Raw genomic sequence first — 18,155 nt, 5'->3', positions numbered from 1 at the left:
AATTATTAACAACATCATTCTTAGTACTTGTTAAGCATAACCATCCTTTTATTCAATTAGGTTACACTTATCTCCTCCACTTATTTAAATCCGATCCGCTCTAATAATCCGGACAATCCGCGGCCGATTATAGCGCTGGGCAATCACGCAAGGCAGATTAACGGCCAGGGCGAAGATCAACATATAGAGTATTACAATTGGCGGTGTAAAAAAGCCGAACACCCAGAATGGTAGAATCGCCAACCAGTGAATCATTTCGGCGCGGCAGGATTCCAACAGGTATTTGTCAAGATTATCTTTTTTAAAACTGATCAGCTTTTTCTTCTCAAAGCCGCCCTTGACCAGCGAGCCGCCATCAGGCAGGTATTTTTTCCAACGCCGCACCCGGAACCACCTTTCATAGATCTCCCCGTCTTTTTCCCAGGGATAGGCCCGGTAAAACCAGGTGGCATAGTTAAAAAAACGATCCGGCAAGCGAGTACAAATCAAGGCAGCTGCAACCATAAGAAACGGCCAGACAATAAAACACAGAAGAACTGTCAATCCTTGGGGCAGAAAAATGATTCGCATGCGCTTCTCCTCTCTTATTTATCCAGTCTAATTTCCCGGTCTTTCCAGATCACCGGGCGACCCAGTATTTTTTTTACCAGCGAACGCAAAAAGATCAGCAGATAAAAAAGCAGCAGTAGTGGATAAGAAACGATACTGATCACTGAGAAGCTACCGATATGCCGGGCGATGCGGTTCAGTTCCAGCACCCAGATACCATAGCACAAGGCCATTAACCCGGCCCTGAGCCACTGCTGCCAGACCAGATTAAGAGCCAGATAAAGCGGCGCCGAGGCTACCGCGGTGATCCAGAAAAAGACCAGCACTAGAATCAGCAGCGGTGTTTTCGCCGCCCCGACGGCCTGGTTTTTGGTCCAACCCTGGATCAGCTCTCGTAGCCCACCGCGGTACATCCGATAGGAAACGTCGTGATCCCCCAGAAACAGAGCAAAGGGAATTTCTTTTTCGCGGAGTTTTTCACCCAGCGCCATATCATCGACGATGCTGTCTTTAATGGCGACATGACCGCCGACGGCCTGATAATCGGCCCGACTGATCATGATCACCGGACCATAGAGGCCGATCTGATAAGGATGGCTGTTTTTTTTATTTTTTTTACGCCCCGCCGGCAAGCCCAGGCCATTGGCCCCCATCTGGATGCAATTAAAAAACAGCGACAACGATTCGGTTTTGCTCTTAATCTGATGATAGGGCATCACTGAGATCACCCAACCGTTTTTTTGATGGGCCTTTAACAGCTTGCCGATCCCGGCCGGACTCAGCCGTACATCGGCGTCCAGAAATAGAAGCAGTGCCCCGGTAGCGGCCGCCCCGCCCTGCTGGCAGGCCCAGGACTTGCCCAACCAGCCAGCTGGTTTGGGGGTCGCTGTAATCAGTCGAGCCCCTAAAACCGTGGCAATGCTGGCGGTTTGATCGGTGGAGCCGTCATCGACGCAGATAATTTCGTGAATGTCACGCGTCTGCTTTTTTAAATCGCCCAGCAGCAAGGCCAGGTTTTGTTCTTCGTTCCGGGCCGGGATAATAATCGAAAGCTGGGGTGTTTTTTTGCCTGGATCTTGCGGATCACCTCGCTCCAATCCGGGAAAACGATAAAAAAGTATCCAGCTGGCCACCAGCCCCAGCACCATCATGGCCCCGACGATGATCATCGGCCGGCTCCCGAAGCATCACCGGATTGACCCGCTCGGTCCTGTTTTGCGAGCCGCTTGATCACCCCGTCTGCCGCCAGCTTACCGGTCAGGATCGAGACCGGCAGTCCTGAGGGACTGAAGGTCCATTGCCCGGCCTGAGAAATATGGGACAGCGGGGTCGCAATGGTTTTGACAATTTTTCGAAACTGGTTAACCGCCGGCAATTTTCCGGCGGTCCCCTCGTCGCAAAAGGCCCAGCCGGTAATAGCCCCGCCGGAATTTCCAGTGATCCGCTCAATCGTTAAGGGGGTGGAACTGAAACGCTGCTCAACCTGTTCGGTCAAGCCGCGAAAAACGCTGTTTTCCAGCACCGCCATTATCTGCTCTTCGCATAAGGCTTTAAAGGCCGGATACCAGCCCGCTTCAAAAGTGGCTTTAACCAGCCGATAATCCATTAAGGTGCTGACAATCACCCCGGTTTTTCCGGCTGGAGCCAGGGCCGGATCGCGGAGCGCCGGGCAGGAAATCTCGTAGGTGGTCAGTTCCAGATATTCCCGGACCCAGGCTTTCAGAGCACTCTGCAAATCGATCGCCGATCGATTCGGATCTGCCAGCACCGCCTGCCAGTGTTCCGACTGGATGGCCGAAAGACCGGCCTTGCTGGGGGTATAAAAACAATGAGGGCCGCAGCGCTGAGCAAAATAAGACGACTCCAGATTAACCCCCAGGTAGAGGGTGAAAATCGAATCCCCGCCCCTATTTTGGCAGATCTTTTGTTGCTGTTCTCGGACCCGACGGCTGTGTTCCCCTGATTTTGCAAAATCAACGGCAGTATAAAGCGCCTTCATATCCCCGCACCAGATCAGTTCCCGATAACCAAAGCAGCGGCCATCCCGGGTGGTCACCCGTCGGGCGCGGACATCGATCTGGCTGATCTCGGTGCCTAGCGCCAACTCGCCCTGATGGCCAGCAATAAAATCACGCAGCGCGGTAACCAGCCGCCCGGTACCACCGATCGGATAGCTATAATCGCTGTATAAGCCAAAATAACTGAGGGCAAAAAAAGTCGGCATCTTTTCAAAAAAATGCTGAATGATGACATCGATCAGCGCTTGATTTTTGGTAAAGCGCCGCAAATAATCCTCGATCGGTTCACTGAGTTTCTGGGCTTTGCGAATATTCACCTGGTATTTAAGCAACCATGGCAGCAGGGTTTTAAACAGATAGTCCTTGTCCATAGTCAAATCCTTAAACAGTGGGTTTTCGATGCCGTAGAGTACATCCATGTACCCGGTTACTTTGTGGATCTCACTGATTATGGCGGCAATTTCCGCTTGATTTTCGGGAAATTTCGCAGTCAACATGGCAGCATAATTAGCTAGACTTTCCACCCCTTTTAAAGTCATATGGGTATCTTCAATGCCGATCATCACTGGATTTTTGACAAACTCGATAGCAATTCCCAGCTGCGCAAGCATCGGAAAAACAATCCCCGAGTTTTCAAAAGCCCGAATGCCGGCGTCAAAGGTAAAACCATTGCGACTAAAACTCCCCACCAACCCCCCGGGTTTTTCATTTTTTTCACAGAGCAGGGTCGTATAACCGGCTTTGGCAGTATAGGCGGCACTGGTCAATCCGGCAATCCCGGCACCAATGACAATCACATCATAATCGTTCCCGGCAGCCACTGTTCCGTTTGCATCGTCTTTTTTAAAATCCATCATCGCAACCACCTCCATCTACCCCAGCAACCCATCGATCACTGCCTGAATCGCCACTGGCTTACTATTTCTGGTGTTCTGAATACAGCGACTTTCGCAAAGGGCCAGATCCAACGGTGTTGTTTCAATCCTGATCTGGTGTTCATCGCAATAGGCTTCCAGCCGTTTCCTGGCGCCGACCAGATTTCCCACCGTGACCCGGCGCATGATGCCACGGATATCCAGATCCCGCCCCCGGGCTTGCATCCCAATCGAGCAATAGGGATGCTCACAGTATTCACAGCGGGAGGCTTTCTGCATCAGACTCCGAATTTCGGCCGGGACATCGGCATACAGTTTCTCGGCGGTCACCGGTTTGTCTAGGAGCCGCACCATCTTCTTTCGCTCTGGCTGATAAACATAGGGCTGCAGGCCCCGTTTCTTGAGCACTGTATTAGCCGCCGAAATCCCCGATGTGGTCACGGTTGGGGTGCCGGTGCCCATCACGGTCGATTCGCCGCAGCTGAACAGATTGCCCCATTCGGTCCGGGTATGAAGCCGCTTAAACATATGCTGCCCCAGCATCTGTTTGGGACCGGCTACCGCTCCACCGTTTTTATTGGTATAGCGCTCGATCGTCCGGGGCGTGGCCAGTTCGACGTAACAGCATCGCCGCGCCAATATCAAAGGTCGCGCCATTACGTTTAAAAATCCCGCAGGAGCCGCCGGGATTATAGCTTTTTTCAATCACAACCACCTTTAATCGACTTTTTGCCAACAGACTCGCGGCGGTCAGGCCTGACAATCCGCCACCAATAATAATTGCATCATATTCCATAACTTTTCCCTCTTTGCGCTCATTTTCTTGTATTGTTATCTGTTCATACCCTAAATCATTACAATTACGCCCGGAGAAGTGTTGTTTTTTTTATCATACTCGCTTTTTAATCACCATAAACCGATTGAAAAAAGCACTCATTAAAGGTGCTCAAACGATCTAAGAGATACCCCTATTCATGCCTTATTAGCACCCGTTTAAAATCCCAGCAGATCCAACACCTTGTCATCGACATGGCGGTTCTCACCAACAAAGGGATAATTGTGAATATGTAAAGCCGGGTTAAAATTCAGTTCGATGATACTGTAATTCTTGTCGTCAGGGACTTTTTGAAGATCTTGGATGATGATGTCCGCACCGCAGATTTTAGCCCCCACCGCCTGAGCAGCTTTAACGGCAATGGCCTTGTAATCAGCGCTGATCGCATCCGTAAAATCAATACTGTCACCACCAGTACTGATGTTGGAATTTTCCCGGAGATAGACGGTTTCGCCAACCTCAGGAATGGTCTCAATCGATTTATTCTGTTCACTGAGAAAGGCAATTTCAGTGTGATCCAATCGCAGCTTTTCTAGCGGTGACACATAACCTTTACCCCGGAGCGGATTCTGGTTTTTTTTCACTACCAGCGCGGCAATCGAATGAACTCCGTCACCTACCACATTGGCCGGTACCCGATGGAGAATCCCCACCACCTCATCATCAATAACCAGAAAGCGGTACTCTTTGCCTGGCACAAATTCTTCAATCAGCACCGAAGTATCATGGGTAAACGCCTGATTCACTGCAAGCTGGTAGCATTTTTCACACTGAATATTTTTATGAATCACAATCCCAATCCCAAAATTGGAGGATTTGGGCTTTACCACAATGTCTTTGCCCCGGAATTCTTGATAGTGAGCCATGGCCTCAGTAGTCGATTTGACCATAATCCCCGCCGGCACCCGGATGCCTTTTTCGCGAAGAACCACCTTGGTGACTTCCTTATTCTCCATCATTAGTGGCGCAATATAAGTGTCAGCGGATGTCCGGGTCGCTTGCTTGACATATTCTATTTTATCGCCTTTCTTCAAGCGAATAAAATTATCCTCAAGATCCAGGATCTCGACTTCAATCCCTCTGCGCTCGGCCGCATTAATCAACATTAACGTCGACAATTCCAATCCATCCTGATTATTTGTAAACATAGTGACCACTTTCTAAAAGAGACGTTGTCATCTTTTCCTTTTAATATAATTGCTATTATCTCGTAACTCTCCGCCATTGGTTTAAAACCTGATCTTGTGTCAGCTCGTAATAGCTCTTACAAGCGATCAAATCACAACCAGACCGAATAACTCTGTAGGAAGGGCATAACACCACTTTCCTGGTTTCCTGCCATCCCCCCAAGATACTCTGATTCTATTTTCTTAAGCACTACAAAAACGGCAGGGATCCTGGTTTAATTTTTCCCGCGTTCTTTTAAGTCCATGTCACTCGTCGACTTTGATTACTTTAAGCAATTGTTTTCTTTTATCATACCGCTAATGGCTTTATTTACTTTTAAATGTCCGGCAGCGAGTAACATTACTACAGCTTGTATTATTTACTTTAAAATTCTGATAATATGACGGTTAACTGCTGGCAAACGGTGTCCAGTTCTTTAATTTTTTCACCAAGCGTCTGGCTGCTCGCTTCTTTGTCGGCAACGACCCGATTCATCAACTCACTGAGATCCTGTTTCAATGCGTCCGATTCCCGCTCCAGTACCGCCTTAAACTCCCTGACACTCTCGCGGATCTTGTACTGATAATTATAGATCATGTTATTGATGTTGTGCTCCACGTCCGTCTGCATCTTATTCTGATAGCGGGCATAGATCTTTTTATTGGCGTAACCCAGGGGCAACAGGTAAACCAGATCATTCATATCCACCAGAAAGGCCGCCGGTTTCTGATTGACCTTCACATAGAAATCATCCCGGGACGACAGCGTATGCGCCATGGTATCAACCTGATAGCTAATGCCGAAGAGTTCCGCCACCACCTTTACCAGAAACGCCTTCAAGTCAACGATCTTCTGATTGAGAATCTCTGCCAGATGTTCATACCCTGACGAAAGACTCGCCAGTCCCCGCTCGCTGAGTTCATTGAGATGGGCTGTTAGCTGGTTTTCCAGCAAGGCCATCAACATTTTTTCCAATTCTTTCGGTTTCGCATTCCGATTCTTTTCATAGACCGCTGCCATTTCCGCAGATAGTACATCCCGAATTCCGGCTGAACCATCCTGTAACTCCGCCCGGATCTGCTCCAGTAGTTCATCAATATGGCACAACAAATAAAAGGTAGAATCTCGGGTGATCTGATCCAGACTGCTCAGTTTTTCTTCCAGTTCGCTTCGTTTTTCCTCCAGGTTTTTTAGGGGCATGCCATAAGCCCGGCGGTATAGCTCCAGGTGGGAAAGGGCCACTCTCAGTACCTCCCGAAACTTGATCTGCACCGAATTCATAATAATCCGATCGGCCGAAACCTTAATGTCTTCAGCTATTTTAATAAAAAGCGCATCGATTCCCACTTTGGTTTTGGCACTGATGGCAAAAAGTTCGATCGCCTCCACGGCCATAATCTCACAAAGAATATCATGACAATAACCCAGATAGGCTTCCAGATCTGATGGACTGATGGTGTCGATCTTATTAATGGCAAAGTAAAACTTGGCGGCGTAGTTTCTGGCTTCTATCAAAAACTCCCGTTCAATTTCGTTAATCGGACTATCCACCGACAACATAAAAATGATCGCATCGCTGTCCCTCATAAAGGCATAGGCTTCATCGGTATTATTCTGATGAATCGACCCCACCCCGGGCGTATCCACCAGGGTGATGCCCGCTCTTAGAAAATCATCCGGCAAAAAAAGATTGACAAAAGAAACACCTTTCTGGTTGTTGGGATTTTGCTGTTCAGCAATGTACCCCACTAGCTGATCCAGAGCCACTATTTGGTGGTCTCCGGTTTTAAAATGAACCTCGGCCAACGCTTCACCATACTGAATTTTGGTGGCCACCGAGGTCACCGGAATAATCCCCACCGGCAGCACCGCCGCTTCCAGCACAGCATTGATAAACGAGGTCTTCCCTCGCTTGAACTGGCCGATGACCGAAATCACCAGCTCCCGGTTTTTTATTTTTGTTTTAAGCATTTCAATTTTACGGATGTCTTCTTCGCATACACCTATTCCCTGAAGCAAAGTTGCCGCATCATCAATTGTTGTCATTATATTTTTTTTACTCATTTACAATTCCTCTCTTCAACAGATCTTTTGATCAAAGATGATGCTTGTTCAAATTAAAAAAGCCGATGCTTCTGTTTAATTAACAGAAGTCATCAGCGTGTCAGCATTTTGGCCAGTGCCAGGGCGAACTTCATCACCTAATTGATAGTTTAATCGATTCGCACCAAAATATCAACGTGAAATGCGACCGCAACTCAGGAAACCTTAATTAGAAGTGCCTTAACCGGAATATGCTTGACAAATGAATGCCATTTGTCTATACTCATCACAGGGAATGAAGTTTCCCCTAGCAAATGCTTAAACGCCAAAAGCTGATAACTTCTGCACGATGTGCGGGATTTGTCAGCTTTTTTTGTTATTTAGGAGGCCGTATGGAATTTAAGAGTATTTTATATCAAACCGGTTATGAGGAAAAACCTGTTATTGAGGAACCCAATTATTTCAAGAATCTTAATCTGGACCAGCTCATTAAAGCGATTACCCTGGATAAAGATGACTATGATTTAAAGTCTTTTTTTTTCACCCTTAAAACAAATGGAAAACATCCATTTTCGTCAAGCGGTTGTCACTGATTTAGAAAAAGATGATTTCTTTAGATCAAGCTCAGCTTTTTCCGAGAAAATTTTCACCCTTAATCAGCAATTCGATCAATGCCTGACCAGTCTCAACCGTTCTGGGGACAAGCATCAGGATTATCTGGAAAAGGGTCGCTATTTGGACATCATTGAAACCTACTGTGAAGAAGTCAAACGTTATTATGAATGTCTTACGCATAGCGATTTAAAAGCCTTGGGCTTTTTATCTCTGGGCGATTTTCTTGGTGACTATATCCATTCCAATGCTTTTGTGAATCTCAGCAAAACAACCAGCCGTCTCAAAGATGAACTGTTTGCACTGGATTATTGCATCCTGATCAAAGGCGATACCGTCAAGGTGAAAAAGTATGAAGGGGAACCCGATCACAGCAGCGAGGTCATTCAGCTGCTGGAACGTTTTAACCCTAAACGTCAAGCTACCAAACAGGAAGACAAACTCCATGAAGGATTGGCAACCCATGTGGAAAATAACATCTTAAACCTGGCGGCTAAACTATATCCCCAATCCTTTGGACAACTGGATGAAGAATTAAACCGCATGAGCACAATTATCGACAAAATCGCACCCCAAGCGCGGTTTTATTCAATGAATCCTTTGCTTCCACCAATGAGCGGGAGGGTTCAGAAATTGCCCGACAGATTGTCAAAGCCCTGATCTCAAAAGATATCCGGGTTGTTTTTGTGACCCATTTTTTTGCCTTTGCCAACAACTTTTATCAGGAAAGTAATCCCCATTACCTGTTTTTAAGAGCTGAACGCAATGAGGATGACCACCGAACCTTTCAAATTCTGCCGGGTGAGCCCCTTCCCACCAGTTTCGGCAATGATCTATTTGCCCAGGTCTTTAACCGTAGCGGTTCTTGAGAATAGTTAGCTTTTTATTATTAGTATTCTGATTACGATTGCAGACAACCATTTCGTTGACACATATTTTACACCGTGTTAAGATAAATTCAAATAAATTAGGTGATGGTGTTCACCACAATTGCATAGTAGCTAATGACTCCTGCTGTATTGCTTTGCATTTCAGCAGGTTTTTTTATTGCTCAATTTTTCTTATTCGATTTAGATCGCAGTGATTTAGATCGCAGTCTAGTAATCGCTTTTTTGACAAACCTAATTTGGCCGCTATTTTCCAGCCGCTGCTGATCAAAAAGCTTTTTTCCTGACAATCTTAATCCGCTTTAACTTATTTATGGGACTCGCTGGTTTATTTTCACTATCAGTTCATATTTATCCCTTTATTTCAGTGCAATTTTTGTGACGTTGTACTGAAATATTTTTTTCTTCAAGCATCTCACCCATTACAAAATGACTTTCAAAGATACTGCTTAATGACTTGAGCGAACTCATTGATCTTCTTGAGGCTTTAGAAAAAATTCATAGAAAAATGCGTACCTATTTTATATTCAGAATTTTGTTCACAACCCTCTCAATTATCATTTATCAGAAATATTCGGACATTTGTTTAACAGAAATTATCATGATAGTTACCGTATCCTAATAAAACATTTATTATTTTTGCTTATTTCAAACTTTTTAATTTTGATTTCGATTACAGTGCAGCGTTTGATTGACACGATTATTGCGTCATGATAACATTATTTCATACAAGGTGATGGAGTTCACCTGAATTGCTAACCAGCTGATGACTCCTGCAGGATTTTTCAATGCTGCAGGTTTTTTATTGTCTGAAATACCCAAACCACATATTAAATCCCTTCGTGTCAAACTATTTTTATCACTTAAGTCAGGAGGACTGTTATGAAAAAATATTATTTTATCGGAGCTGGCGGTGCGATCGGAGCCCTATTACGGTTCGAACTCAAAAGCGCTCCCACCCTTTTTCAATCTGCCGATCAACTTATTAATCTGGCCTTAACCATTCTTGTCATCAACTTGATTGGTTGCCTGTTCCTGGGGATGCTCAATGCCGTTTTCTCTAAAACTGAGCGGATCAGTACTGATATCAAACTAGGGCTCACTGCTGGACTGTTGGGTGCCTTTACCACTTTTTCAACCTTCTGCAAAGAAAGCCTTAGTATTCTGGATGCCGGTTATCTGCGTTTTTTTTGTTACTATGTAGCGGCCTCCATTACCCTTGGCGTGGGCGCTGTTTACCTTGGCCATCTGATCGGCCATCATATTTTGCATCCGGTTGGCAAAAATCTCATCTCCCGATTTAGCATTGATTACAATTAAGGAAAACAGCTCATGGAAATTGTATGCGTTATTGTGGGTGGTGCTTTAGGAAGCACCACCCGTTACTATCTGGGCAAACGTTTTGCCTCCCGGCACAAGCACCTCCCGGTCGGTACCTTCGTCATCAACGTCTCCGGCGCCTTTCTCTTAGGTATCGTCACTGGTTTTGATATTTCATCCCTGCTTTATGGTTTATTTGCAGAAGGATTTTTAGGGGCATACACGACCTTTTCCACCTTTATGTTTGAAGACTTCGTGCTGCTTCAAAATAACCGGATCCTCAGTGCCGTAATCTATGTGCTGGCAACGCTGGTTTTGAGCTTTCTAGCTTTCTATCTGGGTTTTATTCTGGTTTCGACATTCTATCCTAGTGTAACGTATTAAAAAAAAAACGGCCTTGAATCCTTTGTGATTCAAGGCTATTTTTTTAGTCTTCGATAACTTGGCGTTCAACATTCAGACTGGAAATCCGCTGATTAATGGATTCCAATTGCTTTTCATAGTATTCGGCCTGATTTTTCAGCATCGACACATCATTCGGGTTGCTGTTATCCCATCTGCGACAATAGGGATCGCCAAACCGATTATTGACAAAGCGATTGTTTTTTCCGCCGCCATTTCTGCATCCACCCCGGCCCCGGCCACTACCTGACCCGCCTCTGCTACCAACTGATCCATCACCGATCGGGCCTGTTCCATCTCTTCCTGGCATTTTAATCCTCCTCTTCTAATTTGTTATTCACGAATCATTAAAGCTTGACATTTTGGACATTTAACCGAAGTGCATGGAAGTCCAGCTTGATGTGCTACCCTTTCTCCGCATTGCGAGCAAATACAATAAGCTGGTGCTCCAAAGCTATTCCCTTGCCCTCTTCGGCCACCGCCGCCACCAATAGACCCATCACCAATCGGACCTGTTCCATCTTTTCCTGGCATTTTAATCCTCCTTACTATAAATTAATCGCTTCAACCGGACATTCATCAACGCATGCGCCGCAGTCGATACATTCATCACTGACAGTCGCCTTACCTTCTACTACTTTTATTGCTTCAACCGGACACACATCCTCACATTTACCACAACCGATGCATTCTTCCTGATTAACTACTGCTGCCATCAAATCGCCTCCTTTCTGTATCCTAATCGTTAGACGTCTTATTTATATTTAACATATGTTATTAACTATAATATCGCTGTTATTAACATATGTCAATAACTCTTTTTAATTTTTTTCTTATCTCTCCCTTTATTATCAAAATTTCACTTTCCATCGTTATTAATCGTGATCTGCTTCGCGTTACTTTTTACCATTTATCAACCTTAAAAAAGCACATTTTGTTTTCAATAGTCTGAAAACAAAATGTGCTTTTTTTTAAACTCTAACGACTCACTACATTTCTTTTATTACCTTTTAGATAGCAAGCCAAATTATCCACAGCAATGTCCATCAGCCGCTGCCGACTCTCCCGGGGTGCCCAGGAAATATGCGGCGTGATAATGATATTTTTAGCCTTGAGTAGCGGGTTGGTTAGTTTGATGGGCTCCGTGGACACGACATCCACTGCTGCGCCCCCCACCTTGCCGCTGTTGAGGGCATCCCGCAGATCATCTTCAACAATCAGCTGGCCGCGGGAATTATTGATAATCAAAACCCCATTTTTCATCTTCGCAATATTTTTCGCGTTGATGATCCCCCGGGTCTCGTCAAAAAGTGGGCAATGAAGGATGATCACATCGGCTACTGCAAACAGTTCATCCTGCGTTACGTACTGACAGGTTTCTGATTCCAGCTCCGGGTACTTATTGATGTCACTGGCCAGCACCTTCATCCCCAGAGCCTGAGCAATGTGCCCGGTGCGCTGGCCGATTTTTCCAAAGCCAATGATCCCCATGGTTTTTCCACTTAGTTCAATCAGCGGGTAATTCCAGTAGCACCAATCTGGGTTATTGGCCCAGTCACCAGAAAACACCGAACGGGAATGATCGCCAATACGATGACACAATTCCATCAACAAAGCAATCGCAAACTGAGAGACCGCATCAGTACCATAGGTGGGAATATTGGTCACTGTGATGCCCCGCTCTGCGGCTGCAACTACATCCACGACATTATAGCCGGTAGCCAACACCCCAATGTATTTGATCTGTTGGCAGACTGTCAGGATTTCTTTCGTGATGGCGGTCTTATTGGTGATAACTATTTCTGCATCCCCGATCCGCTGGATCACATCGGCTTTGGTCGTCCGATCATAAACCGTTACCTTCCCTAATTTTTCCAGACCATCCCAACTGAGATCGCCGGGATTTAATGTATGGCCATCTAAAACGATTATTTTCATTTTTGTCACCTGTTTCTATATGATTTCATATTTCTCTTTTGTCTATTTCTTACTTTATTCAGGCAGTTCTTCTGGTGGCGGGGCTTTGATCAGGATTAGCTCAAGGGTTTCCGGATTAAAGTTATTAAGAATCATTTTGGTATTAAAGGGTATTTTCAAAACAGTGCCCGTTGGATAGGCATAGTAATCCTGTTCATCCAGCTGTAGGGAGACAATTCCTCTTATTACCGTCATATAAACAACGGCGTTGGTATAATGCTCGGGAAATCCGTCACTCTGATTAATAATCGCATGTATATAATGAAGATTTTCATCTAGAATAACTTTTTCGACGATTTTATCATCTCCACCAGTTAACTTGAATAATTGTTCTACCATTTAGTTTTCTCCTCTCATTGAACGTGTCTTAATTTATTAGACTGATTTTTATTTATATACCCTCTCTTTTCTGACTTAACAACAATATTATTAATCGCATTAAAAAAGGTGACCATCCAATCAGGCCACCTTACAATGATTATTCATAAATTTTTTTGTATAAACAGCCGATACCTACTTTTTTTCAGTTCCCATATAAACAATCACCTTTTCGATTCGCTTATCCGATACCTCTAGAATTTTGATCCTTAAATTCTCGTACTCTATTTCCAAAACAGCTCCCTTCGGTGGGATATTACCAATAAGACCGATAAGAAACCCGCTGAATGTTTCATACTCATCAACCGGCAATTCCACATCGATTAGTTTATCCAGATCGTCAAGACTAATCATACCACTGACTTCATAGATATGATCTTCAATTTTTCTGAATTCATATTCCTCCTCATCAAATTCATCATAGATATCGCCCACAATTTCTTCAATGAGATCTTCAATCGTTACGATCCCCGCGGTTCCACCATATTCGTCGATAACCACCGCTATATGTGTTTTAGCTTTCTGCAAATCGACAAATAATTCATCAATTTTCTTACCTGTGGAAACATAGTAGGGCTTTCTAATATTCTCACGAATACTAAAATCACAGGTCTCATCGGCATTAATCAGAAAAATCAGGTCTTTGACATGTAAAATCCCAATGATATTGTCCACTGTTTCTTCGTACACAGGAATTCGGGTATATTTTTCATCTTTAACACAGTTGATGAGTTCTTTAAGGTCAATGTCAACCGAAACACAAAAGAGATCCATCCGGTGTGTCATAATATCAGAAACGGTTTTATTATTGAACTCGAAAACGTTGTTGATCATCGTTTTTTCCCGTTCGTTGATTGTGCCTTTTTCTCCACCTACATCTACCATCATTCGAATTTCTTCTTCTGTAACATTATCTTCTTCCGAATTAGGGTCGATTCCGGCCAAGCGGACAAAAAAGTTGGTCGAAACGGTTAAGAGTTTAACAATTGGTGCTGTAATTACTGATATAACTGATAATATTCCTACCGCAAAGAATGCAATGCTTTCGGATTTTTTCATGGCAATTCGTTTAGGTACCAGTTCACCCAAAACTAAAGTAAAATATGAAAGGATCAACGTAATCAGCACCAAAGTGGTAACTTTTAATACCCCGTCTGAAACGGGAATGTTGTACTGTTTTATAACCAACACAATCGGACCAGCAAAACTCTCTGCAGCAAAAGCACTGGCCATAAAGCCGGCTAAAGTAATGCCAATTTGAATGGTCGCCAGAAATCGGCTCGGTTCTCCCAGCAACTTAACAAGCAGTTGGGCTTTTTTATTGCCGCCTTCCGCCATCAGTTTTATTTTATTGTCATTTAGTGAGATCAGGGCAATTTCTGACGCTGCGAAAAAAGCATTTACCAGAACTAATGCAAGTAAAAATATAATCTTTGTGATCAATCGTTTATCCTCCTAATTTTAACTACAAAAAAAGACGCACTAATATCTCTTCTTGAGATATTGCGGCCTCAAATAGTAAGAAAAACGATTGAAAACGATGAGATTAACACGATACATTTTAAAATTCTTTATGCACTTCTCAGTTTCCCCAGGTTCGTCGTCCATTTTTATTTCCTTTCGTAAAAACTTACTCGATACTGGATAAAGCTTATATCATTTCGCAAAATTTGTCAACTTGAATAGCTTTTTTTAGTAGGTCCATTTTTAATAAAATCACCTCCTGGTTGATCTTATCAACCAGAATCAACCGTAAATCCATTGAGTTTTTTTGTGAAAGGTTCTATAATCATGAGAAGGTAACAATTAAAACCATTTAAATAACAAAGGAGATACTCAATGAAACGAATTGGAATTTTTTTAGGAATAACTTTTTTTCTGACCTGGACCCTGGAATTTGCTTTGATGGCCAATGGTGGACTAACGAGCAGCTACGCCATCTTCGTGCTATCGGCTGTGATGTTGATGCCCGCCATTTCGGTGGTGGCCACCCGACTCATTACGAAGGAGGGGTTTAAGGATTTTGGTCTTAAGCCGCACTTTAAAGGTAATGTCCGTTACTATCTGGCGGCCTGGTTTGGCCCGGCCATTTTGATTATCCTGGGAGCACTCTTCTATTTTTTGATTTTTCCCAGTCAGTTTGACCCCACGATGAGCCAGATGGCTGACGCCTATGCCGCCCAAGGAATGTCCCTTCCGGAAGGCACCCTGTTTACACTCTTTATAACCCAGCTTGCTCTGGGGATTTTCATCAGCCCCCTACTCAACATCATCACCACCTCCGGTGAGGAAATCGGCTGGCGAGGTTATTTGCTGCCAAAACTGATGGAAATGTACAGTCCCCGGGTATCTATTGTTATTTCCGGTATCATCTGGGGTTTATGGCATGCACCGATTATTGCGATGGGTCATAATTATGGGACGGGCTATCCCACCGCTCCCTGGGGCGGTATTCTAGCCATGGTTGTCTTCTGTTTATTTGTCGGTTCTTTCTTCTCCTATCTGGCCATAAAAACCAAGAGCTTTCTCCCCGCTTCAATCGCCCATGGCTCCCTTAACGGTATGGCTGCAGTCTCTGTTTTTGTAACGGCGGGAACCCCCAGCCCCTTTATTGGACCACTACCTGTTGGCATTATCGGCGGTATAGGATTTATCCTAACTGGAGCCCTCTGTTTTATATCGATCGGGAGACAACAATCACAACGACAAGAGTAACCTCAGCGAAAACGTGTTCTCGATTTCTTTTAAATAATATTTTACTCGTATTTTACCGTTTATTTCATTATTGGCTAATGCTTTCTTAAATAATACTTAACGATTTCCTTGCTGAATTTACGCTGACTAAACATACATTTTGAAGAACTAAGCCTTATTTAATATTCGAACTTTCCGTGAGATCAAGCTGAATACTGATTTTAAGTTGACATAATCATAGAGATTTGATATAATATACTCAATAAAGTTGTGAAGTATATACTTTGAGTAGTTTTTTTGGTGAGCTTATTTACGTGTTCTAAAACGTGGAAATATGTAAGCTAAGAGTTTAATAAATGAAATCTGTATCGAAAAACATTTTATGGAACTGGGGCTTGTGTAGGATCGTGAGGTCATACACTATACTATTGGGCAATTTTGCCATAAATGGTATATTGTGAGTTATTTTATAGCGAAGCTAGGGCACTCTAACTCTGTATTAACAGAGTTAGAGTGCCCTTTTTTTATATAAATTTATTGGCACACTTATACCAATTACGCCTAATCCATCTACTCAAGACATTCCGGGCTTTAGTAATCTGTTATTGGATGTACTAATCCCGTTGAATATAAATCAATACCAACTGGCTATAAAAATATCGAAAAGAACTTTGTTTTCGATTAGCCAAAACAAGGAGGAAGAAATGAAAAAGAAACAATTAATTATGATGACTGTCGGTGTTTTGCTGACCTTAGTTCTCAGCGGATGTACCGGATCATCCGCTGATGAAACCACCTATTCAAAGATTATGGACAGTGGTGAAATGACTTTTGCCATGACTGGCGCCTATCCACCATTTAATTATATCGATGAGAATGGTGAACTGGCTGGATTTGATATCGAAATTGCTCATGCTCTCGCTGAAAAAATGGGCGTTACTGCTAAACCCATTACCGTGGAATGGGACGGCATCATTGGCGGACTTACCGGCAATCGTTTTGATATGATCATTGGTAGTATGGCTGTTACTGAAGACCGACTTAAAGAGGTTAGTTTTAGCGATCCGTACTACTATGATGGCGCTCAGTTTTTTGCCAAAGCAGGTTCTGGATTAAACAGCATTACTGAATTAGAAAATGGCAAGGTTGGAGTCGTTACTGGTACCACCTTCCATGAATATCTGGATGGGATGGAAAACATTGCTGAAATTCTTCAATTCCAAAGCGATGTCGATAATTTCAAAAGTGTCGATCAGGGTCGTTCTGATGGACTCGTTACCAGCAAGGTTGTTGGTGCTCGAGCCCCAATTGACTATGGGGTAGCAATTGAACCAGTTGGTGATTTACTTTATACCGAAAACATCGCCATTGCCATTCGTCAGGATGATACGGAGTTATTGAAAGCAGTTAATACTGCCCTGGCAGCCATTATTGAAGATGGCACCTATGCAGAAATTAGTAACCGCTGGTTCGGAATGAACATTCTTGAAAAATAAAAATTTTGTAGTCAGGCAGTCCGGAACTCTTCCGAGCTGCCTGAATTCCTTTAAACCCCAGTCCGTATTTAAATAAATTTCTAACCAAAATTTAACTAAATTAAAAAACTGTGACATCCGTATTTTTTTGTCGAGAGGATACGGATGTCATCATTTTATGGGTATACTAATTAGTAATTATTAAAAAAAACAGGAGGTATCCTATGGATGCGATCATAAATCTGGCAAACAATAGTATCGAATTCTTTAAAACCGTTGTCGAATTTGCCCCTAAGTTTATTCCCGGCGTTATATTAACGCTGGAACTGGCGTTTTTCTCCATCATACTGGGGATGGTCATCGGTCTGGTGGTTGCGGTTTTAAAACTGACCAAATATAAGTGGTTAAAAAAAATAATGGACGTCTATATCACCGTTGTTCGGGGAACGCCCCTTTTACTCCAATTGTACTTTATTTTTTATGGGCTCCCCAGTATGGGAATCATGATTGACAGTTTCCCCTCTGCGGTTATTGCCCTGGCCCTGCATAACGGTGCCTATATCAGTGAAATTTTCCGGGGTTCTATTGAATCCATCGACTATGGTCAGCGGGAAGCTGCCCGGTCTCTGGGAATGACCAAATGGCAAGCCATGAAACGGGTTGTGTTACCCCAGGCATTTAAGCGATCAGTACCAGCTTTGGGCAATCAGTTTATCATTGCAGTCAAGGACTCTTCCCTGGCCAGTGTTATCACGATCACCGAAACCATGCTGCTGGCCCGCCAGTTTGGTGCCGCCACCTTTAATGTATTCCCGATTTATTTCACCGCTGGGGTGTACTACCTAATTATCACCATGGGACTAACTAAACTCCTTAGTAAAGTCGAACAAAAGTTGAAAGTAAATGAGAGGTAAACAATGAGC

At 43.8% G+C, this 18,155-nt stretch carries 21 protein-coding genes and 4 riboswitches; of the genes, 8 read left to right on the top strand and 13 right to left on the bottom strand.

Annotated elements, in window-relative coordinates:
* Positions 1–84: 84 nt before the first annotated feature.
* The 7 genes from ACIZ62_RS06560 to ACIZ62_RS06530 all read right to left on the bottom strand — a co-directional run bounded on the left by ACIZ62_RS06560 (position 85) and on the right by ACIZ62_RS06530 (position 7,508).
* Complete coding sequence (locus ACIZ62_RS06560; protein WP_414151526.1) at positions 85–570, bottom strand: hypothetical protein; 486 nt, start codon at positions 568–570, stop codon at positions 85–87.
* Between the two features lie 14 nt (positions 571–584).
* Positions 585–1,718 carry a glycosyltransferase gene (locus tag ACIZ62_RS06555; protein WP_414151525.1) on the bottom strand — a complete coding sequence of 378 codons (1,134 nt, stop codon included), beginning with the start codon at positions 1,716–1,718 and terminating at the stop codon, positions 585–587.
* Positions 1,715–3,424: a phytoene desaturase family protein gene (locus ACIZ62_RS06550; RefSeq protein ID WP_414151524.1), complete on the bottom strand. Its 1,710-nt coding sequence runs from the start codon at positions 3,422–3,424 to the stop codon at positions 1,715–1,717. Before ACIZ62_RS06550 ends, ACIZ62_RS06555 begins: the two co-directional genes overlap by 4 nt.
* Before the next feature lie 15 nt (positions 3,425–3,439).
* Positions 3,440–4,099 carry a hypothetical protein gene (locus ACIZ62_RS06545; protein ID WP_414151523.1) on the bottom strand — a complete coding sequence of 220 codons (660 nt, stop codon included), beginning with the start codon at positions 4,097–4,099 and terminating at the stop codon, positions 3,440–3,442.
* On the bottom strand, positions 4,017–4,238 hold the full coding sequence (locus ACIZ62_RS06540) for an FAD-dependent oxidoreductase (RefSeq protein WP_414151522.1): 222 nt from the start codon (positions 4,236–4,238) through the stop codon (positions 4,017–4,019). The genes ACIZ62_RS06545 and ACIZ62_RS06540 overlap by 83 nt, the downstream gene beginning before the upstream one ends.
* 197 nt (positions 4,239–4,435) lie before the next feature.
* A complete protein-coding gene (gene gshAB / locus ACIZ62_RS06535) occupies positions 4,436–5,425 on the bottom strand; it encodes a bifunctional glutamate--cysteine ligase GshA/glutathione synthetase GshB (RefSeq protein ID WP_414151521.1) in 990 nt (329 codons plus the stop codon).
* Positions 5,426–5,828: 403 nt separating this feature from the next.
* On the bottom strand, positions 5,829–7,508 hold the full coding sequence (locus ACIZ62_RS06530) for a dynamin family protein (protein ID WP_414151520.1): 1,680 nt from the start codon (positions 7,506–7,508) through the stop codon (positions 5,829–5,831).
* 76 nt (positions 7,509–7,584) lie between these two features.
* Positions 7,585–7,655, bottom strand: a riboswitch (Fluoride riboswitch).
* Between the two features lie 114 nt (positions 7,656–7,769).
* Positions 7,770–7,839: riboswitch (Fluoride riboswitch) on the top strand.
* 40 nt (positions 7,840–7,879) lie between these two features.
* Here ACIZ62_RS06530 and ACIZ62_RS06525 point away from each other — a divergent pair.
* The 5 genes from ACIZ62_RS06525 to crcB all read left to right on the top strand — a co-directional run bounded on the left by ACIZ62_RS06525 (position 7,880) and on the right by crcB (position 10,690).
* A complete protein-coding gene (locus tag ACIZ62_RS06525; protein WP_414151519.1) occupies positions 7,880–8,080 on the top strand; it encodes a hypothetical protein in 201 nt (66 codons plus the stop codon).
* On the top strand, positions 8,043–8,759 hold the full coding sequence (locus ACIZ62_RS06520; RefSeq protein WP_414151518.1) for a hypothetical protein: 717 nt from the start codon (positions 8,043–8,045) through the stop codon (positions 8,757–8,759). The genes ACIZ62_RS06525 and ACIZ62_RS06520 overlap by 38 nt, the downstream gene beginning before the upstream one ends.
* A 26-nt stretch (positions 8,760–8,785) precedes the next feature.
* A complete protein-coding gene (locus ACIZ62_RS06515) occupies positions 8,786–8,968 on the top strand; it encodes a hypothetical protein (RefSeq protein WP_414151517.1) in 183 nt (60 codons plus the stop codon).
* A gap of 92 nt (positions 8,969–9,060) precedes the next feature.
* Positions 9,061–9,120, top strand: a riboswitch (Fluoride riboswitch).
* Positions 9,121–9,709: 589 nt separating this feature from the next.
* Positions 9,710–9,769, top strand: a riboswitch (Fluoride riboswitch).
* A gap of 99 nt (positions 9,770–9,868) precedes the next feature.
* The gene (locus ACIZ62_RS06510) at positions 9,869–10,306 is read left to right on the top strand and encodes a fluoride efflux transporter FluC (RefSeq protein WP_414151516.1); all 438 of its coding nucleotides are present in this window, start codon (positions 9,869–9,871) and stop codon (positions 10,304–10,306) included.
* A 12-nt stretch (positions 10,307–10,318) separates the two neighbouring features.
* Positions 10,319–10,690 carry a fluoride efflux transporter CrcB gene (gene crcB, locus ACIZ62_RS06505; RefSeq protein ID WP_414151515.1) on the top strand — a complete coding sequence of 124 codons (372 nt, stop codon included), beginning with the start codon at positions 10,319–10,321 and terminating at the stop codon, positions 10,688–10,690.
* A gap of 43 nt (positions 10,691–10,733) precedes the next feature.
* On the opposite strand, the gene ACIZ62_RS06500 is transcribed toward crcB, so the two are convergent.
* From ACIZ62_RS06500 to ACIZ62_RS06475, 6 genes are all read right to left on the bottom strand, one after another.
* On the bottom strand, positions 10,734–11,018 hold the full coding sequence (locus tag ACIZ62_RS06500; protein WP_111887444.1) for a DUF5320 domain-containing protein: 285 nt from the start codon (positions 11,016–11,018) through the stop codon (positions 10,734–10,736).
* 23 nt (positions 11,019–11,041) lie between these two features.
* The gene (locus tag ACIZ62_RS06495; RefSeq protein WP_414151514.1) at positions 11,042–11,242 is read right to left on the bottom strand and encodes a hypothetical protein; all 201 of its coding nucleotides are present in this window, start codon (positions 11,240–11,242) and stop codon (positions 11,042–11,044) included.
* Positions 11,243–11,256: 14 nt separating this feature from the next.
* A complete protein-coding gene (locus ACIZ62_RS06490; RefSeq protein WP_111887446.1) occupies positions 11,257–11,424 on the bottom strand; it encodes a 4Fe-4S binding protein in 168 nt (55 codons plus the stop codon).
* Positions 11,425–11,686: 262 nt separating this feature from the next.
* A complete protein-coding gene (locus ACIZ62_RS06485; RefSeq protein WP_414151513.1) occupies positions 11,687–12,646 on the bottom strand; it encodes a D-2-hydroxyacid dehydrogenase in 960 nt (319 codons plus the stop codon).
* A gap of 54 nt (positions 12,647–12,700) precedes the next feature.
* Positions 12,701–13,024, bottom strand: a complete 324-nt coding sequence (locus ACIZ62_RS06480; RefSeq protein WP_111887448.1) for a cupin domain-containing protein — start codon at positions 13,022–13,024, stop codon at positions 12,701–12,703.
* 174 nt (positions 13,025–13,198) lie between these two features.
* Positions 13,199–14,506: a hemolysin family protein gene (locus ACIZ62_RS06475; protein ID WP_414151512.1), complete on the bottom strand. Its 1,308-nt coding sequence runs from the start codon at positions 14,504–14,506 to the stop codon at positions 13,199–13,201.
* A gap of 396 nt (positions 14,507–14,902) precedes the next feature.
* Between ACIZ62_RS06475 and ACIZ62_RS06470 the strand changes: the two genes are divergently transcribed.
* The 3 genes from ACIZ62_RS06470 (at position 14,903) to ACIZ62_RS06460 (ending at position 18,146) form a co-directional block, all read left to right on the top strand.
* The gene (locus ACIZ62_RS06470; RefSeq protein ID WP_414151511.1) at positions 14,903–15,778 is read left to right on the top strand and encodes a CPBP family intramembrane glutamic endopeptidase; all 876 of its coding nucleotides are present in this window, start codon (positions 14,903–14,905) and stop codon (positions 15,776–15,778) included.
* 683 nt (positions 15,779–16,461) lie between these two features.
* Positions 16,462–17,253, top strand: a complete 792-nt coding sequence (locus ACIZ62_RS06465) for a transporter substrate-binding domain-containing protein (protein ID WP_414151510.1) — start codon at positions 16,462–16,464, stop codon at positions 17,251–17,253.
* Positions 17,254–17,456: 203 nt separating this feature from the next.
* On the top strand, positions 17,457–18,146 hold the full coding sequence (locus ACIZ62_RS06460; RefSeq protein WP_111887452.1) for an amino acid ABC transporter permease: 690 nt from the start codon (positions 17,457–17,459) through the stop codon (positions 18,144–18,146).
* Positions 18,147–18,155: the final 9 nt, after the last annotated feature.

The organism is Acetobacterium carbinolicum, assembly GCF_047456275.1.
GTDB lineage: Bacteria > Bacillota > Clostridia > Eubacteriales > Eubacteriaceae > Acetobacterium > Acetobacterium carbinolicum.
This window is presented reverse-complemented; position numbering and strand designations above follow the sequence as displayed.

Coding starts and splice junctions, on each gene's coding strand:
- ACIZ62_RS06560 (WP_414151526.1), bottom strand. CDS start 570: ATGCGAATCATTTTTCTGCCCCAAGGATTGACAGTTCTTCTGTGTTTT.
- ACIZ62_RS06555 (WP_414151525.1), bottom strand. CDS start 1,718: ATGATCATCGTCGGGGCCATGATGGTGCTGGGGCTGGTGGCCAGCTGG.
- ACIZ62_RS06550 (WP_414151524.1), bottom strand. CDS start 3,424: ATGATGGATTTTAAAAAAGACGATGCAAACGGAACAGTGGCTGCCGGG.
- ACIZ62_RS06545 (WP_414151523.1), bottom strand. CDS start 4,099: ATGGCGCGACCTTTGATATTGGCGCGGCGATGCTGTTACGTCGAACTG.
- ACIZ62_RS06540 (WP_414151522.1), bottom strand. CDS start 4,238: ATGGAATATGATGCAATTATTATTGGTGGCGGATTGTCAGGCCTGACC.
- gshAB (WP_414151521.1), bottom strand. CDS start 5,425: ATGTTTACAAATAATCAGGATGGATTGGAATTGTCGACGTTAATGTTG.
- ACIZ62_RS06530 (WP_414151520.1), bottom strand. CDS start 7,508: ATGAGTAAAAAAAATATAATGACAACAATTGATGATGCGGCAACTTTG.
- ACIZ62_RS06525 (WP_414151519.1), top strand. CDS start 7,880: ATGGAATTTAAGAGTATTTTATATCAAACCGGTTATGAGGAAAAACCT.
- ACIZ62_RS06520 (WP_414151518.1), top strand. CDS start 8,043: ATGGAAAACATCCATTTTCGTCAAGCGGTTGTCACTGATTTAGAAAAA.
- ACIZ62_RS06510 (WP_414151516.1), top strand. CDS start 9,869: ATGAAAAAATATTATTTTATCGGAGCTGGCGGTGCGATCGGAGCCCTA.
- crcB (WP_414151515.1), top strand. CDS start 10,319: ATGGAAATTGTATGCGTTATTGTGGGTGGTGCTTTAGGAAGCACCACC.
- ACIZ62_RS06500 (WP_111887444.1), bottom strand. CDS start 11,018: ATGCCAGGAAGAGATGGAACAGGCCCGATCGGTGATGGATCAGTTGGT.
- ACIZ62_RS06495 (WP_414151514.1), bottom strand. CDS start 11,242: ATGCCAGGAAAAGATGGAACAGGTCCGATTGGTGATGGGTCTATTGGT.
- ACIZ62_RS06490 (WP_111887446.1), bottom strand. CDS start 11,424: ATGGCAGCAGTAGTTAATCAGGAAGAATGCATCGGTTGTGGTAAATGT.
- ACIZ62_RS06485 (WP_414151513.1), bottom strand. CDS start 12,646: ATGAAAATAATCGTTTTAGATGGCCATACATTAAATCCCGGCGATCTC.
- ACIZ62_RS06480 (WP_111887448.1), bottom strand. CDS start 13,024: ATGGTAGAACAATTATTCAAGTTAACTGGTGGAGATGATAAAATCGTC.
- ACIZ62_RS06470 (WP_414151511.1), top strand. CDS start 14,903: ATGAAACGAATTGGAATTTTTTTAGGAATAACTTTTTTTCTGACCTGG.
- ACIZ62_RS06465 (WP_414151510.1), top strand. CDS start 16,462: ATGAAAAAGAAACAATTAATTATGATGACTGTCGGTGTTTTGCTGACC.
- ACIZ62_RS06460 (WP_111887452.1), top strand. CDS start 17,457: ATGGATGCGATCATAAATCTGGCAAACAATAGTATCGAATTCTTTAAA.